Origin of the sequence: Amycolatopsis thailandensis (genome assembly GCF_042723255.1) — a bacterium.
Taxonomy (GTDB): Bacteria; Actinomycetota; Actinomycetes; order Mycobacteriales; family Pseudonocardiaceae; genus Amycolatopsis; species Amycolatopsis thailandensis.
In genome coordinates this window covers 1-15,040 of the sequence record NZ_JBHXJK010000111.1, presented here as the reverse complement: position 1 = coordinate 15,040, position 15,040 = coordinate 1, and the positions used below count along the sequence as shown (strand labels likewise).

The following is a 15,040-nucleotide window of genomic DNA, read 5'->3' as shown; positions in this document are numbered from 1 at the left end:
CGGCTCAGCGGAGCCGGTCAGGAGATGGCCGGGGGCTCCGGGATCTTGTAGCCCGACGGGCCGACGTTCTTCTCCAGAGCGGCCTTCCAGGCACCGTCCTGCTGCATCTTCTTGATCGCGTTGTTGACCGCGGTGACGCTCTCGGTGTCGTCCTTCTTCAGGCCGACGCCGTACTTCTCGTCGGTGAAGCCCTTGCCGACCAGCTTCAGCTTGCCGGGCTGCTGCACCGCGTAACCGGCGAGGATCACGTCGTCGGTGGTCATCGCGTCGACGGTCTTGTTGAGCAGCGAGGTGACGCAGTCGGTGTACTTGCCGCGCTCTTCGAGCTGAACTTCCTTGGCGTACTTTTCCTTGACGTTCTGCGCCGGGGTAGAACCCTTGACCGAGCAGAGCTTCTTGTTGCCGGTCAGCGACTCCGGGCCGGTGATGTCGGTGGAGTCGGCGCGGACCAGCAGGTCCTGATGAGCGATGAAGTACGGGCCCGCGAAGGACACGTCGTTCTTGCGCTTGTCGGTGATCGAGTAGGTGGCGACGATGAAGTCGACCTCACCCTTCTTGATCAGGTCCTCGCGCTGCGCGGACTGCGCTTCCTTCCAGGTGATCCCCGACTCTTCGACGCCGAGCTCCTTGGCGATGTACTTCGCCACGTCGACGTCGAACCCGGCGTAGGTGCCGTCGGCCTGCTTCTGGCCGAGGCCGGGCTGGTCGAACTTGATGCCGATGGTCAGCTTCTTGTCGTTCTTGGCCTTCGCCACCACGTTCTTGGCGCCGGAGCCGCTGCCGGTGTCGGACCCGCCGCCACCGCAGGCGGTGAGGGCGAGACCGGCAGCCACGACGGCCGCGCTCATTCGCAGAACTCGGTTCAACCGCATTCTTCTCAGTTTCCTTCCGAATCTTGTCCAGCCATACCGGCCGGCGGGGAAGTCCTCAGTGGGTCAGGATCTTGCCGAGGAAGTCCTTGGCACGGTCCGTCTTCGGCTTGGTGAAGAAGTCGTCCGGGGTGGAGTCCTCGACGATCTCGCCGTCGGACATGAACACCACCCGGTTCGCCGCGCGCCGCGCGAAGCCCATCTCGTGGGTGACGACGAGCATCGTCATCCCGTCCTTCGCGAGCGTGGTCATCACGTCGAGGACCTCCTGGACCATTTCCGGGTCCAGCGCCGAGGTCGGCTCGTCGAACAGCATCACCTTGGGGCGCATGGCCAGCGCGCGGGCGATCGCCACGCGCTGCTGCTGCCCGCCGGAAAGCTGCGCGGGGTACTTGTCGGCCTGGTTGGCGATGCCGACGCGTTCGAGCAGGTCCATCGCGGTCTTGCGGGCTTCGGCCGAGTTGACCTTGCGGACCTTCATCGGCGCGAGCATGACGTTCTCGACGATCGTCTTGTGCGCGAACAGGTTGAACGACTGGAACACCATGCCGACGTCGGCGCGCAGCGCGGCCAGCGCCTTACCCTCGGCGGGCAGCGGAACGCCGTCCACCGCGATCTCGCCGGAGTTGATGGGTTCCAGCCGGTTGATCGCCCGGCACAGCGTCGACTTGCCAGACCCGGACGGCCCGAGCACGACCACGACCTGCCCACGCGGCACCTCGAGGTTGATCTCCTTGAGCACGTGCAGGTCGCCGAAGTACTTGTTCACGGCGGCCGCCTTGATCATCGGCGCCGCCACCTCCGCGGTCATCTGGCCTCCAGGAGCGTTCGTTTGCAGGGGACTGCGGGGTCAGGCACCACGCGATGGCGGAAACCTACTCCCGTCGGACCGCTTGTAAAGGCGGCTTGACCAATACTTAGGGTTTCAAGTCCGTATCGTTCTCAAGCCACCGGACGGCCCGATCCGCCGCCGTCCGGCGCTGATCAGCCTAGACAAGGCGGGGGTGTCCCGTAACCGGGGTCACACAAGATCTGTGACGCATCGTGACCATTACCGCCTGCGACGGAACCCTCACAAGGCCGGACGGCCAGCGCGAGGGGTGACTCACCCCATAGAGTCGTTCTTCAAAGTCGTCGCGGTGCGGGGACGGCGCGAAAGGGAAACACGGGTGCGGGTACTGCTGGTGGAGGACGACGACCGGGTGGCGGGCGCCTTGACGCCCGCGCTGGCCCGGCGCGGCCTGACGATCAAACGCCTCGCCTCCGGCGCCGGGGTGCTCGATCTGGTGCACGAGGTCGACGTGATCCTGCTCGACCTGGGGTTGCCCGACATCGACGGGATCGTGCTGTGCCGCCGGATCCGCGCGGTCAGCGACGTCGCGGTGATCGTCGTTTCGGCGCGGGGCGAGGTCGACGACCGGATCCAGGGCCTGCGCTCCGGCGCCGACGACTACCTGGTGAAGCCCTACGACGTCGACGAACTCGTCGCCAGGGTCGAGGCCGTGCGCCGTCGCCGCGGTGAACGGCCCGCCGCGCCCGAACCGCCGGGTGTCATCCGGGCGGGTGATGTCTCGGTGGATATCGGGCGCCATGAGGTGCAGGTCGAGGGCCGGCCGGTTTCCTTGTCCCGCAAGGAGTTCCAGGTGCTCGCGCTGGTGGTCACCGCCCGCGGCGCGGTCTGCGCCCGTGACCACGTGCTGACCGAGGTCTGGGGGCACCGGGGACCGGCGGAGAGCCGCTCGCTCGACGTCCACGTCGCCACCCTGCGGACCAAACTGGGCAGGCCCGCGCTGATCGAGACCGTCCGCGGCGTCGGCTACCGCCTCGGCGGCGCCTACGGCCCGGCCGAAGAGGGCTGAGCCGGTGCGGGTCCGGCTCCAGGCGATCGTGCTGACACTGGTCGCGGCGCTCGTCTTCGGCCTCGGCATCCCGCTCGCGCTCAGCGTGGCGGCCAGCGTGCAGCTCGACCTCTTCCTCGACCGGCTCACCGACACCTCCCGGTTCGCGTCGCTGGCCCAGCGCCCGCTGGTGGAGAACCGGCCGGACCTGATCGTGGACGAGCTCCGCCGCTACACCGAGGTCTACGGGGTGCCGGTGGCGATCGCCGACCAGGACGGCGAGCCCGTGACCCGGGGACCCGGCGAGGCGATCGGGATGGACCTCAAGGACCCTGTCATCGCCTCGCATCTCCAGGAGGCGCTGGCGGGACGGCGTTCCGAGCCGGGGCCGCTGCTGATGCCGTGGAACACCGAACCGCTGGTGCTGGCCGAGCCGATCCTGATCGACGGTGAGGTGCGGGGCGCGGTGATCACCGTGTCCTCGACCGGCAAGGCCCGCGCCGATCTGCTGTGGTGGTGGCTGCTCATCGCGGCGGGCGCGGTGCTGGCCTTCGGGTTCGCCCTGCTGGTCGCGGTGCCGGTGGTGCGCTGGATCCTGCGCCCGGTCCGGCGGCTCGACGACGCCACCGGCGCCCTGGTCACCGCCGTGGTCAGCGGGCGTGAGGTGAAGCGGGTGGAGGAATCCGGCGGCCCGCCGGAACTGCGCCAGCTCGAACGGTCCTTCGACCGGATGGCCGCCAGCGTCGACGAGGCGCTTTCGGCGCAGCGCGCGTTCGTCGCCGACGCCTCCCACCAGCTGAGGAACCCGTTGACGGCGTTGAAGATCCGGCTCGGCAACCTCGACGGGCACGTCGACGACGACCTGGCCGCGGCCGACCTCGAAGCCGCCGTCGTCGACGCCCGGCGGCTCAACCAGATCCTCGACGAGCTCCTTTCCCTGGCCCGCGCCGAGGCCTCGGGCGGCGAACTGGTGCCGGTCGATCTCGACGAGGTGGTGGGCGCCCGGGTCGCCGACTGGACCGTGGTCGGCGCGGCGCGCGACATCTCGCTGGTCGCGACGGGGCTGGGCGGCGGGCTGCGGGTGCTCACGCCCGCGCGCGGCCTCGAAGTGGTGCTCGACGCGCTGCTGGACAACGCGCTCAAGTTCACCGAACCGGGCACGGAGGTACGGGTCGCCGTCAGCGTCGTGGAGGGAAAGGTGGAGATCGCCGTCCGCGACCACGGGCCCGGCCTCCGCGACGACGAACTCGACCGCGCGGCGGACCGGTTCTGGCGCAGCACCGCGCACCAGAACGTGCCCGGATCCGGCCTCGGCCTGGCGATCGTCACCGAGATCATGGTCCGCTCGGACGGCTCGCTGCGGCTGAGCTCACCCGAGGGCGGCGGCCTCGAAGTGACCGTGACCCTCCCGGTCGCCGCTAGCGGTGTTAATCCTTGAGTGACCGGAAGTACCGCAGCGCGCCGGGATGCAGCGGCAGGGGAGAGGTCTCGATGGCGGGATGGACGTCGATCGACAGCGCCGCCCCGGCCGCCTTCACCAGCTGATCCCGCGCGTCGAACAACCCGCGCACCAGCGCCTCGGCGACGTCGTCGCGCATCGACGTCGGCACCACCAGGAAGTTCGGCAGCACGAGCGTGGTCACCGGCGACGGAAGGTTGTAGGCGGTCACCGGGATGGTCGCCGTCCGGTACACCGGGCTGGAGGCTCGCAGGGCGTCCGCGAGGTCGGTGATGTCGAGCAACCGCACGCCGAACGTCTGGACGGCTTCCGTGATCGACGGCGTCGGCACCCCGCCGGACCAGATGACGGCGTCGATCTGACGGTCCTTCAGCGCGGGCAGCGCTTCGTCGATCCCCAGGTTCCGCCGGTCGATCGCGCCGGTGAGCCCGGACGCCGCCAGCAACTGCTTGGACAGGAACTCGACGCCGGAGTCCGGTGAGCCGATCGCGACCTTGAGCCCGCGGAGCTGGGCGAACGACTTGACCGGCGAGTCGGCCCGGACGATGACGTGCAGGTAGTCGTCGTGCACCCGGGCCAGCGCCGCCAGCCCGGCGCTCTTCGCGGCGGCGACGTCGGCGGCCACGAACGCGACGTCGGCCTTCCCCGCGCGCACCCGGTCGATGTTGTCCGGGGAGCCGTGCGTCTCCTGGATCTCCGGCCGATCGGTGTCCAGCTGCGTGGCCCACGCGTCGGCCAGCGCTTCGGCGAGTTTGTCGTAGACGCCGCCGTTGAGTCCGGCCGCGATCCGCACCTTCGTCCCGGACAGATCCGGCCCGCACCCCGTGACCAGGGCGCAGACGACGGCGATCACCACCGCGAGTACCCCTGGTCTCCTCATGAGGGTCGATCGTGCCATGGAACCCCGCCCGCGTACCCTCGAAGGCGAGATGAGCGCGCGCACTTACCAGATCCGCACCTTCGGCTGCCAGATGAACGTGCATGACTCCGAACGTCTTGCCGGGCAGCTCGAGGACGCCGGCTACGTTCCGGGTGACGGCGAGGCCACACCCGACCTGATCGTGTTCAACACCTGCGCGGTGCGGGAGAACGCGGACAACAAGCTGTACGGCACGCTGGGGCACATCCGGCCGCAGAAGACCGAGAAGCCGGGCATGCAGATCGCCGTCGGCGGCTGCCTCGCCCAGAAGGACCGCGGCGAGATCGTCAAGCGCGCGCCCTGGGTCGACGTCGTGTTCGGCACGCACAACATCGGCGCGCTGCCGACGCTGCTGGAACGCGCACGGCACAACGCCGAGGCCGAGGTCGAGATCCTCGAATCGCTCGAGACCTTCCCCTCGACGCTTCCGGCGAAGCGCGACTCGGCGTACGCGGGCTGGGTGTCGATTTCGGTCGGTTGCAACAACACCTGCACCTTCTGCATCGTCCCGGCGCTGCGGGGCAAGGAGCGCGACCGCCGTCCCGGCGAGATCCTGGCCGAGGTCGAGGCGCTCGTCGCCGAAGGTGTGCTCGAAGTGACCTTGCTCGGGCAGAACGTGAACTCCTACGGCGTCGAATTCGGCGACCGGCTCGCGTTCGGCAAGCTCCTGCGGGCCTGCGGTTCGGTCGAGGGCCTGGAGCGCGTGCGCTTCACCTCGCCGCATCCGGCGGCGTTCACCGACGACGTCATCGACGCGATGGCCGAGACGCCGAACGTGTGCCATCAGCTGCACATGCCGTTGCAGTCCGGCTCGGACCGGGTGCTGCGCGAGATGAAGCGGTCCTACCGTTCGGCGCGCTACCTCAAGATCCTCGACCGCGTACGCGAGTCGATGCCCGACGCCGCGATCACCACCGACATCATCGTCGGTTTCCCCGGCGAGACCGAGGAAGACTTCCAGGCGACGCTCGACGTCGTCGCGCAGGCGCGGTTCTCCAGCGCGTTCACCTTCCAGTACTCGATCCGGCCGGGCACACCGGCCGCCGAGATGGACGGGCAGCTGCCGAAGGAGGTCGTGCAGGAGCGGTACGAACGGCTCGTCCAGCTGCAGAACGACATCTCCTGGGACGAGAACAAGAAGATCGTCGGACGGCGGGTCGAGCTGCTGGTCGCCTCCGGCGAGGGCCGCAAGGACACCGAGACCCGGCGGATGAGCGGCCGCGCCCGCGACGGCAGGCTCGTCCACTTCACGCCGACGGGATCCCTGGTGGACCGGTCGGTGCGGCCGGGCGACGTCGTCGAGACCGTGGTGACCTACGGCGCTCCGCACCACCTGGTCGCCGACGGTGATCTGCTGTCGCACCGGCGCACCAAGGCTGGGGACAACTCCGAGGCCGGACTCCGGCCGAAGACCAACGGCGTGACACTGGGCTTGCCGGGCTTCGGCGCCCCCGCCGTCACGCCGGAACCGGTGAGTGGGTGCGCACTGTGACCGAACCGAAGAACCACCCCGAGATCGACGAACTCGCCGCCGAGATCGACGAGGTCGGCCAGCGCGCGGCCAAGACGATCGAGCTGGGCAGGCGTGGCTTCTCCATCGCCGTGCTGGCGTTCGTGCTGCTGGTCGCCCAGCTGCTGCCGTGGGTCGGCGAGCACGCCGGCTGGGAGGTGCTGCTCGGCCGGGGCGGCGGGATCCCGCAGCTGTTCGCCGCGACGTCCACCGGCGTCGGCGTGTTCGCCTCCGCGCTGGCCCTGGTGACCCGGCGCTGGTGGCTGGCCTGGGTCTGCGCCGCGGGCGGCTGGTTCGCCTCCGTCGATGGCATGCTCGCGATCTGGTCCCAGCAGTCCTCGCACGCGACCGGCGCGGCCGGTGGCGGACCGGGTTTCGGATTGCTCCTCGCCTGGTTCGCCACCGTCGCGCTGGCCATCTACTGGATGCGGGCCGCGTTCTCGCGCAGCTAAACGACCACGACGCCGAAGACGCTCGACGTCGCGCTGGCGTAGAGCGTGGTTTCCGGGTGGTACACCCTCAGCGTGAGCGAGGCCCTGACGCTGAAGCTCAGGCTGAGCACGAAACTTCCGTTGGGCCTGCACGAGCCGTTGCTCAGGTCGACCCAGACTCCCGCGACGAGCTTCTGGACGATGATGAGCTCCAGGGCGTCGGCGCTGTCTCCGTCTCCGTCCGCTGAGTCGGCGATGACGTCGAGACGGCCCTTGAGTTTGGTCTCCTCGCCGACCTTGACCTTGCTCTTGTCGGCCTTCGCCTCGAGTTTGACCTTTTTCTTCTTGTGGACGCTCGCCTGCTCGGACGAGGCCGGTGACGCGGGAGCCGCGGCGGCCTGAGCCGCCGGGACGAGCCCGGCCAGGACGATCCCTGCCACCAGGACGGCGAACGTCTTGGTGATCCGTGAAATCGGCGTGTGGTTCATGCTGGAAGTGGAGCACGGCGGGACGCCGGGAGCGCCCGAATACGCACGAAGGTGCTAGCCGTCGCTCCACAATGGAGTGACGTGTCCGCTTGGCCAAAACGTCATGAGGGGTCCCCTTAAGACGAAATTTGTCTTAAGGGGACCCCTCATGACACGCTTTGGGACGCCTACCGGTCCGCGATGGCCGCTTCAGCCGCTTCGAGCCACTCACGCCACTGGGCGGCCTGCTCGTCCGCCTTCTTCGCGCGCCGCTCGTCACCGGCCGCGCGGGCCTTCGCCGCCTGCGACTCGAACTGCTCGACCCGCTCGCGGAACTGCGCCGCCCTGGCCTGGGCCTCCGGGTCGGTCCGGCGCCACTTGCTGTCCTCGGCCGACTTGACCGCGTCCTGCACGGCCTTCAACCGCCCGTCCAGCTCGCGGATGCGCTCGCGCGGGACCTTGCCGATCTCGTCCCACTGCTCCTGGATCTTGCGCAGGTGGTTCTTCGCCGCGTCGAGGTTCGCGGCCGGGTCGATCTTCTCGGCCTCGACGAGCAGCTCTTCCTTCTGCTGCGCGTTGGCCGAGAACTCGGCGTCCCGCTCGGAGAACACCGAAGACCGCCGCGCGAAGAACTTGTCCTGCGCGGCGCGGAAGCGCTGCCAGAGCGCCTCGTCGCTGTCCTTGGGCGCGCGACCGGCGGCCTTCCACTCGGTCATCAGGTCCTTGTAGCGGCCCGCCGTCTCACCCCAGTCCGAGGACTCCGAGAGCGATTCGGCCTCGGCGATCAGCTCTTCCTTGCGGTGCTTGGCGCCCGCGCGCTGCTTGTCGAGCTCGGCGAAGTGCGAGCCGCGGCGCCGGTTGAACGCCTCACGGGCCTTGGAGAACCGCTTCCACAGCTCGTCGTCGGTCTTGCGGTCGACACCCTTGACGGTCTTCCACTCGTCCAGGATGGCGCGCAGCCGGTCGCCGGCGGCCTTCCACTGGGTCGACTCGGCGGCGAGCTTCTCGGCCTCGTCGGCGAGGGCCTGCTTGCGGACGACGGCGGCCGCGCGGGCCTCTTCACGCTCCTGCTTGGCCGAGGCCAGCGCCTTCTCGGCGTGGGCGATGACCTGCTCGATACGGCCGCTCAGCGCGGCGATGTCGCCGACGACGGCGGCTTCGGCGAGGCCGTCGCGCAGCTGCGTGGCCGTCGCCAGCGCGTGCTTCGGGTCGCCCGCGCCGGACTCCAGCCGCGTCTCCAGCAGCTCGACCTCGGTGCGCAGGTCGTCGAAGCGACGCGCGTAGTGGAGCAGACCCTCGTCCGGGCTCCCCGCCTGCCAGACGCCGACCGCGCGTTCACCGTCGGCCGTGGTGACGTAGACCGTTCCTTCTTCGTCGACCCTGCCCCAAGCGGACGGGCTGGGTTCGGCGGGCGGCACGGGGGGTGCGGCGTGCCCGCCACCGAGCGCGTGCGGCACCGGGTGCGGTGCCGGGGTACCGGTGGACGTGTTCTCCTGGGCCATCGCAGGCTCCTTATCGCCTGTACGCCCGCTGGCGCGGGCGCCCCGCCTAGCGACGGGGCCGGGTAATGCGTTGCCGTCTTGCTTCGGGGGTATCAACCCCTTGCGGCATTCAAGCAGCTCAGCGTCCACCGTGGAACCAGATGAATCACCAGAGAGCAGTGATCCTACTTCCGGTGGACGCTCCGTGTCGGTCGGTTGCGGGCGGTAGGTGGCGGGGAAGGTAACGTCGGCGGCCGTGATCCGCCGTGTCGCCGTGCTCCCGCACCCCCCGCTGCTCATCCCCGAACTGGCCGCCGGAGCGGCGGACGAGTGCGCCGAGCTGCGCGAAGCCTGTCTCGCCGCCGCGCGGCGCCTGACCAGCGCTTCCCCGGACTGGGTCGTCGTCGGCGCGGCCCCGGGCGCCCCCGAGGTGCCCGAACACGCGAGCGGGACTTTCCGGGGATTCGGCGTCGACCTCGGCGTCTCACTCAGCCGGGTGACAGCGCCCGAAACCGAGTTGCCACTGCCCGCACTCGTGGCCGGATGGCTGCGCGAAAGGGCGGACGCGTCCTCCGTCCGGGTCCACCTCGTCGACCCCGCGTCCACTCCCGGCCAGTGCGAGCAGTTCGCCCGTGAGCTGGGGGAGCACACCGCTGTGCTCGTACTGGGCGACGGTTCGAGCCGGCACGGCCCGCGTTCTCCCGGAGGCGAGGACGAGCGCGCCGAGGGCTTCGACGCCGGGATCCGCGACGCGCTGGCCAAGGCCGACACCGGCGCGCTGGCCGCGCTCGACCCGGCCCTCGCCGCCGAACTCGGGGCGGGCGGCCGCGCGCCCTGGCAGGTCCTCGCGGCACTCGCGGACGGGACCTGGGCCGCCGAAGTCCTCTACTCGGCCGCGCCGTTCGGCGTCGGCTACCACGTCGCGGTCTGGGAGCGGGCGTGATCCGGCCGGTCGCGGTCGTCGGGCCCACGGCGACCGGGAAGACCGCGCTGGCCGTCGAACTCGCCCTCGCCCTCGGGGGTGAGGTGGTCAACGCCGACGCGCTCCAGCTGTACCGCGGGATGGACATCGGGACGGCCAAGGCGACCGTCGAGGAGCGGCGGGGAGTGCCGCATCACCTGCTGGACGTCCTCGACGTCACCGAGACGGCGTCCGTCGCCGCATACCAGCGTGACGCCCGCGAGCGCGTCGAAGAGCTCCTCGAAGCCGGTCGCGTGCCGATCCTCACCGGCGGGTCGGGGCTCTACGTCCAAGCCGTGCTCGACGACCTCAAGTTCCCGGGCACCGATCCCGCCGTGCGCGCCCGGCTGACCGCGGAAGCCGACGAGATCGGCGTCGCCGCGATGCACACGCGGCTCGCCGGACTGGACCCGATCGCCGCCACCGCCATCCTGCCGACCAACACCCGCCGGATCGTGCGCGCGCTGGAGGTCATCGAGATCACCGGCGCGCCGTTCTCGGCGAACCTGCCGAAACCGGGGCCCGCGCGCTACGACACGGTCCTGATCGGCGTCGACCGCGAACCCGCGGAACTCGACGCCCGCGTCGACCGTCGCGTGGAGATCATGTTCGAGGCCGGATTGGTCGGCGAAGTCGAGACGTTGCTGGGGCAGGGACTCCGTGACGGGCTCACCGCGTCGAGGGCGCTGGGCTACCAGCAGGTGATCGCCGCACTCGACGGCGACGGCGACTTCCGGGCCGCCGCGGAGGCGACCGCGCAGGCCACCCGGAGGTTCGTGCGCAGGCAACGGTCCTGGTTCCGGCGGGACAAACGGATCGAGTGGTTCGACGGCGGTTCGGACCGGCTGGCCGAGCGCGTCCTCGCGGTGACGGCCCAGTAATCTGGATGCCATGGGCGGCATCGAATTCCTTAAGGGGCACGGCACACAGAACGATTTCGTGCTGCTTCCCGACCCCGACGGCCGCCTCGAGCTGACCGAGGCGCGGGTGGCGGCGCTGTGCGACCGCCAGCGTGGTCTCGGCGCCGACGGTGTGCTCCGTGTCGTGCGGTCGGCCGCGCTGGGGGTCGAATCCGCGGGCGACTGGTTCATGGACTACCGCAACGCCGACGGGTCCATCGCGGAGATGTGCGGCAACGGCGTCCGGGTCTTCGTCCGCTACCTGGTCGACACCGGTCTCGTGGCCGAGCGCGACTTCGTCATCGGCACCCGCGCGGGCGACCGGCCGGTCCGGATGCACGCGGACGGTTCGGTGACCGTGCAGATGGGGCCGGCGACGATCACCGGCACCTCGGTCACCGTCGTCGCCGGGAAGCCGTTCTCCGGTGTCGCGGTGAACGTCGGCAACCCGCACCTGGTGTCGGTCGTCGAGGACGACGTCGACGAGCTCGACCTGCGTGACCAGCCGGACTTCGACGCGGACGTGTTCCCGGAGGGGGTGAACCTCGAGTTCATCAACCTCCTGGGGGAGGACGCGCTGAAGATGCGCGTCCACGAACGCGGCGTCGGCGAGACGCGCTCCTGCGGCACCGGCACGGTCGCCGCGGTCGCGGCCGCCCTGCACCTCGCGGGCACCGACACCGGCGAAGCGACCGTGGACATCCCCGGCGGTCGTGTGGTGGTCGAGGTGCGCCGCGGCGGATCCACGCTGACCGGCCCGGCGGAGATCGTCGCGCGCGGCGAACTCGACGAAGCCTGGTGGGCGGGGCTCGCTTAGCCGACGGCGATCGGTTCGCGGGGAAGGTCGCGAAGCTTCCGGATCGGCGAGAAGACCACCCACAGCACCGCCGCCGCCTCGCCGACAGCGGCGAACCACAGCGTCCCCCGGATCCCGATCGTCTCACCCAGTACGCCGCCGATCAGCCCGCCCAGCGGCAGCATCCCCCACACCACGAACCGCACGCTGGCGTTCATCCGGCCGAGCAGCCGGTCCGGGCAGACGGCCTGCCGGTACGAGACCTGCGCGACGTTGTAGACGATGATCCCGAACCCCGCGATCGCCAGCGCCACGGGGAACAGCACGATTCGCCAGCCCGGCGCGGCGAGCGGGAGCAGCAGCTGGAACGGCCAGGTCAGCAGCGGGACGAACCAGATCGACCGCGCCTGCCCGATCCGCCGGGTGATGCGCCCGGCCAGGATCGCCCCGATGATCCCGCCCACGCCGCCGGTCGCCAGGACGATGCCGACGGTCGCCGGTGAAAGACCCAGTTCGCGGTTCAGGAACAGGATCTGGATGGCGGTGAAGGCACCGTTGGCCAGGTTGGCCGTCGCGGTGCAGGCGACGATCGAACGCAGCGCCCCGTCGGTGAACACGAACCGCAGCCCTTCGACGATCTGGGGGAGCAGCCTCTCGCCTTCGTTCCGCTCGGGAGTCTCTTCGACGGTGCGGATCCGCAGCAGGCACAACGCGGAGGTCAGGAAACCCGCCCCGGTCATCAGCACGGCGTTGGCCGCCCCCGCCAGCTGCACCAGCCCGCCGCCGACACCGGGCCCGGTCAGGAAAGCCACCGATTGACTGGCTTGGAGCTTCGCGTTGCCTTCGAGGAGATGCTCCCGGCCGACCAGGCTCGGCAGATACGACTGGTAGGCGACGTCGAAGAACACCGTCGCGACGCCGACGAGCGTGGCCACCACCAGGAGCTGGGGCAGCGACAGCACTCCGGCCCACCAGGCGAGCGGGATGGTGAACAGCAGCGCGGCGCGGACGAAGTCGGCCCGCAGCATCAGCGTCCGCCGCCGCATCCGGTCCACCCACACCCCGGCGGGCAGCCCGATGATCAGGAACGCGATGGTCTCGGCCGCGGTCAGCAGTCCCATCTCGAACGGTGTCGCGGCCAGCACGGTGGCCGCGAGCAGGGGAATCACGGTGTGGCCCGCGAACGCGCCCACCTGGCTCGCGGTGTCGCCGGCCCAGAGCCGCCGGAAGTCCGCGTGGAAGAAGAGGGAGTCTCTACGCACGAAGCCCACCTTGGCGTGAGTGATTGGAAACTGTCAATCACTTATGGCTTCTAGGCTGTCGCGGTGCCCACTCCACGACGCGCCGCCACCGAGGCCGAGATCGCCGCGATGGCGTCCGGAATAAGGCTGCGCATCATCCGGTTGACCTACTCCGAAGCGCTGACCAACAAGGAACTCGCCGAACGACTCGACCGTGACCCGGCGACGACGCTGCACCATGTGCGCAAACTCGTCGACACGGGGTTCCTCGAAGCGCTCCCGTCCCGACGCGGCACGCGCGGTGCGAAAGAAATTCCGTATCGCTCGACCGGGTTGTCGTGGCATCTTGATTCCCGCGACAGGGGGATCGATCAGGCGATTTTCGAGGCTTATCTGGCCGAAATCGCCGACGTGGGATTCGACGAGGTCCAGCAGACGCGCCTGGTCGTCCAGGTGCCGGACGAGCAGGTGACCGAGTTCGAAACCCGGCTGATGGAGCTGGTCGACGACTTCATGAGCCGGCCGGTCGACCCGGACGCGAAACGCACGGCCATCTACCTGTCGAAGTATCCCAGCAGGTAATGAATTCGGTCCCGCCGCCGAAACGTGGGACCATGGAGGCACGATGACGGAACTGACACACAACGATCTGAACGACATGGACCCTTCGACCGGCGAACTGGAGCTCGAGGACCGCGCCTCGCTCCGCCGGGTAGCGGGCCTGTCCACCGAACTCGCGGATGTCACCGAGGTCGAATACCGGCAGCTGCGCCTGGAGCGCGTCGTTCTGGTCGGTGTGTGGACCGAGGGCAGCGCCCTCCAGTCCGAGGCCTCGCTCGCCGAACTCGCCCGGCTCGCCGAAACGGCGGGCTCCGAGGTGCTGGAAGGCCTGGTGCAGCGGCGGATCCGTCCGGATCCCGCCACCTACATCGGCTCGGGCAAGGTCAAGGAGCTGCGGGGGATCGTGGCGGCCACCGGTGCCGACACGGTGATCTGCGACGGTGAGCTCTCGCCGGGCCAGCTGCGCCAGCTGGAGGAGAAGGTCAAGGTGAAGGTCATCGACCGCACCGCCCTGATCCTCGACATCTTCGCGCAGCACGCCCGCTCCAAGGAGGGCAAGGCCCAGGTCGAGCTGGCTCAGCTGCAGTACCTGATCCCGCGGCTTCGCGGGTGGGGTGCGGCGCTGTCCCGGCAGGCCGGTGGCCGGGCGGGCGGCGCCAACGGTGGTGTGGGTCTGCGTGGCCCCGGTGAGACGAAGCTCGAAACCGACCGGCGGCGGATCAACAAGCGCGTGTCGAAGCTGCGCCGCGAGATCGCCGCGATGGACACCATCCGCGAGACCAAACGCGGTCGCCGGGTGGCCAACGAGGTGCCGAGCGTCGCGATCGTCGGCTACACCAACGCCGGCAAGTCGAGCCTGCTCAACGCGCTGACCGGCGCCGGGGTGCTCGTCGAGGACGCGCTGTTCGCCACGCTGGATCCGACGACCCGGCGGGCGCAGACCCCCGACGGCCGCACCTACACGCTGACCGACACCGTCGGTTTCGTGCGGCACCTGCCGCACCAGCTGGTGGACGCGTTCCGATCGACGCTGGAGGAGGCGGCGAGCGCAGACTTGCTCGTCCACGTCGTCGACGGTTCCGACCCGACGCCGGAAGAGCAGGTCAACGCGGTGCGCGAAGTGCTCGCCGAGATCACGAAGCGCCGTTCCGAGCCGCTCCCGCCGGAGCTGCTGGTGATCAACAAGGCCGACGCCGCCGACGAAGTGTCGCTGGCCCGGTTGCGGCACCAGATGGCCGGTTCGGTGCAGGTGTCGGCACGGACGGGCACCGGGATCACCGAGCTCGCCGAGGTGATCGCGGAGCGGCTTCCGCGGCCGGAGGTCGTGGTCGAGGTGCTGATCCCGTACTCGCGAGGCGAACTCGTCTCCCGCGCCCACGCCGACGGCGAGGTGCTGGAAGAGGAGCACGTCGAGACCGGTACGCGCTTGGTCGTCCGCGGCAGGCCGGAGCTGGCCGCGGCGCTGAGCGACTTCCAGACGAACGGCTCGGCTCTGTAAGCAAGTACGTGAAGGCCCCCTTCCTCGCGCTGGACGCAGGGGTGGGGGCCTTCACGTTTCTTGCCGAACTCACGTGATCAGGCACGGAACTCGCGTGCTTGGAGCCGGAT

General features: G+C 69.8%; 15 protein-coding genes. 9 read left to right on the top strand and 6 right to left on the bottom strand.

The window, feature by feature from the left end; all coding sequences use genetic code 11:
- Positions 1-17 precede the first annotated feature (17 nt).
- The gene (locus ACFWMR_RS32410) at positions 18-872 is read right to left on the bottom strand and encodes a glutamate ABC transporter substrate-binding protein (protein ID WP_378381124.1); all 855 of its coding nucleotides are present in this window, start codon (positions 870-872) and stop codon (positions 18-20) included.
- 55 nt (positions 873-927) lie between these two features.
- Positions 928-1,656 (bottom strand): amino acid ABC transporter ATP-binding protein, encoded by a 729-nt coding sequence (locus tag ACFWMR_RS32405; RefSeq protein WP_007029281.1) that lies wholly within the window; start codon positions 1,654-1,656, stop codon positions 928-930.
- 382 nt (positions 1,657-2,038) lie between these two features.
- Between ACFWMR_RS32405 and ACFWMR_RS32400 the strand changes: the two genes are divergently transcribed.
- Together ACFWMR_RS32400 and ACFWMR_RS32395 are read left to right on the top strand one after the other, a co-directional pair.
- Positions 2,039-2,728 (top strand): response regulator transcription factor, encoded by a 690-nt coding sequence (locus tag ACFWMR_RS32400; protein ID WP_167406432.1) that lies wholly within the window; start codon positions 2,039-2,041, stop codon positions 2,726-2,728.
- 4 nt (positions 2,729-2,732) lie between these two features.
- On the top strand, positions 2,733-4,145 hold the full coding sequence (locus tag ACFWMR_RS32395; protein ID WP_378381123.1) for a sensor histidine kinase: 1,413 nt from the start codon (positions 2,733-2,735) through the stop codon (positions 4,143-4,145).
- Here the strand turns inward: ACFWMR_RS32395 and ACFWMR_RS32390 are convergent.
- Positions 4,135-5,046, bottom strand: coding sequence for a TAXI family TRAP transporter solute-binding subunit (locus tag ACFWMR_RS32390; RefSeq protein ID WP_378381122.1), 912 nt, complete (start codon positions 5,044-5,046; stop codon positions 4,135-4,137). The two genes, ACFWMR_RS32395 and ACFWMR_RS32390, sit on opposite strands and share 11 nt — an antisense overlap.
- Positions 5,047-5,062: 16 nt before the next feature.
- Here ACFWMR_RS32390 and miaB point away from each other — a divergent pair, with 16 nt between their 5' ends.
- Together miaB and ACFWMR_RS32380 are read left to right on the top strand one after the other, a co-directional pair.
- Entirely contained in the window at positions 5,063-6,577 is a 1,515-nt protein-coding gene (gene miaB, locus ACFWMR_RS32385) for a tRNA (N6-isopentenyl adenosine(37)-C2)-methylthiotransferase MiaB (RefSeq protein ID WP_208636139.1), read from the top strand.
- Positions 6,574-7,047, top strand: coding sequence for an Rv2732c family membrane protein (locus ACFWMR_RS32380; RefSeq protein ID WP_093938903.1), 474 nt, complete (start codon positions 6,574-6,576; stop codon positions 7,045-7,047). The genes miaB and ACFWMR_RS32380 overlap by 4 nt, the downstream gene beginning before the upstream one ends.
- On the opposite strand, the gene ACFWMR_RS32375 is transcribed toward ACFWMR_RS32380, so the two are convergent.
- A complete protein-coding gene (locus tag ACFWMR_RS32375; protein ID WP_378381121.1) occupies positions 7,044-7,514 on the bottom strand; it encodes a hypothetical protein in 471 nt (156 codons plus the stop codon). The genes ACFWMR_RS32380 and ACFWMR_RS32375 overlap by 4 nt on opposite strands.
- Positions 7,515-7,681: 167 nt before the next feature.
- Positions 7,682-8,995, bottom strand: a complete 1,314-nt coding sequence (locus tag ACFWMR_RS32370; protein WP_093938901.1) for a DUF349 domain-containing protein — start codon at positions 8,993-8,995, stop codon at positions 7,682-7,684.
- Positions 8,996-9,230: 235 nt separating this feature from the next.
- Between ACFWMR_RS32370 and ACFWMR_RS32365 the strand changes: the two genes are divergently transcribed.
- Genes ACFWMR_RS32365 through dapF form a run of 3 tightly spaced genes read left to right on the top strand, consistent with a single transcriptional unit; the run spans position 9,231 to position 11,651 of the window.
- Complete coding sequence (locus ACFWMR_RS32365) at positions 9,231-9,917, top strand: class III extradiol dioxygenase subunit B-like domain-containing protein (RefSeq protein WP_378381120.1); 687 nt, start codon at positions 9,231-9,233, stop codon at positions 9,915-9,917.
- Positions 9,914-10,816: a tRNA (adenosine(37)-N6)-dimethylallyltransferase MiaA gene (gene miaA / locus ACFWMR_RS32360; RefSeq protein ID WP_378381119.1), complete on the top strand. Its 903-nt coding sequence runs from the start codon at positions 9,914-9,916 to the stop codon at positions 10,814-10,816. Before ACFWMR_RS32365 ends, miaA begins: the two co-directional genes overlap by 4 nt.
- Before the next feature lie 10 nt (positions 10,817-10,826).
- Positions 10,827-11,651: a diaminopimelate epimerase gene (gene dapF, locus ACFWMR_RS32355; RefSeq protein ID WP_378381118.1), complete on the top strand. Its 825-nt coding sequence runs from the start codon at positions 10,827-10,829 to the stop codon at positions 11,649-11,651.
- On the opposite strand, the gene ACFWMR_RS32350 is transcribed toward dapF, so the two are convergent.
- Positions 11,648-12,892, bottom strand: coding sequence for an MFS transporter (locus ACFWMR_RS32350; RefSeq protein ID WP_378381117.1), 1,245 nt, complete (start codon positions 12,890-12,892; stop codon positions 11,648-11,650). The genes dapF and ACFWMR_RS32350 overlap by 4 nt on opposite strands.
- 63 nt (positions 12,893-12,955) lie before the next feature.
- Between ACFWMR_RS32350 and ACFWMR_RS32345 the strand changes: the two genes are divergently transcribed.
- Positions 12,956-13,453, top strand: coding sequence for an ArsR/SmtB family transcription factor (locus ACFWMR_RS32345; RefSeq protein ID WP_093938392.1), 498 nt, complete (start codon positions 12,956-12,958; stop codon positions 13,451-13,453).
- Positions 13,454-13,496: 43 nt separating this feature from the next.
- Positions 13,497-14,930 (top strand): GTPase HflX, encoded by a 1,434-nt coding sequence (gene hflX / locus ACFWMR_RS32340; RefSeq protein ID WP_378381116.1) that lies wholly within the window; start codon positions 13,497-13,499, stop codon positions 14,928-14,930.
- Positions 14,931-15,040: the final 110 nt, after the last annotated feature.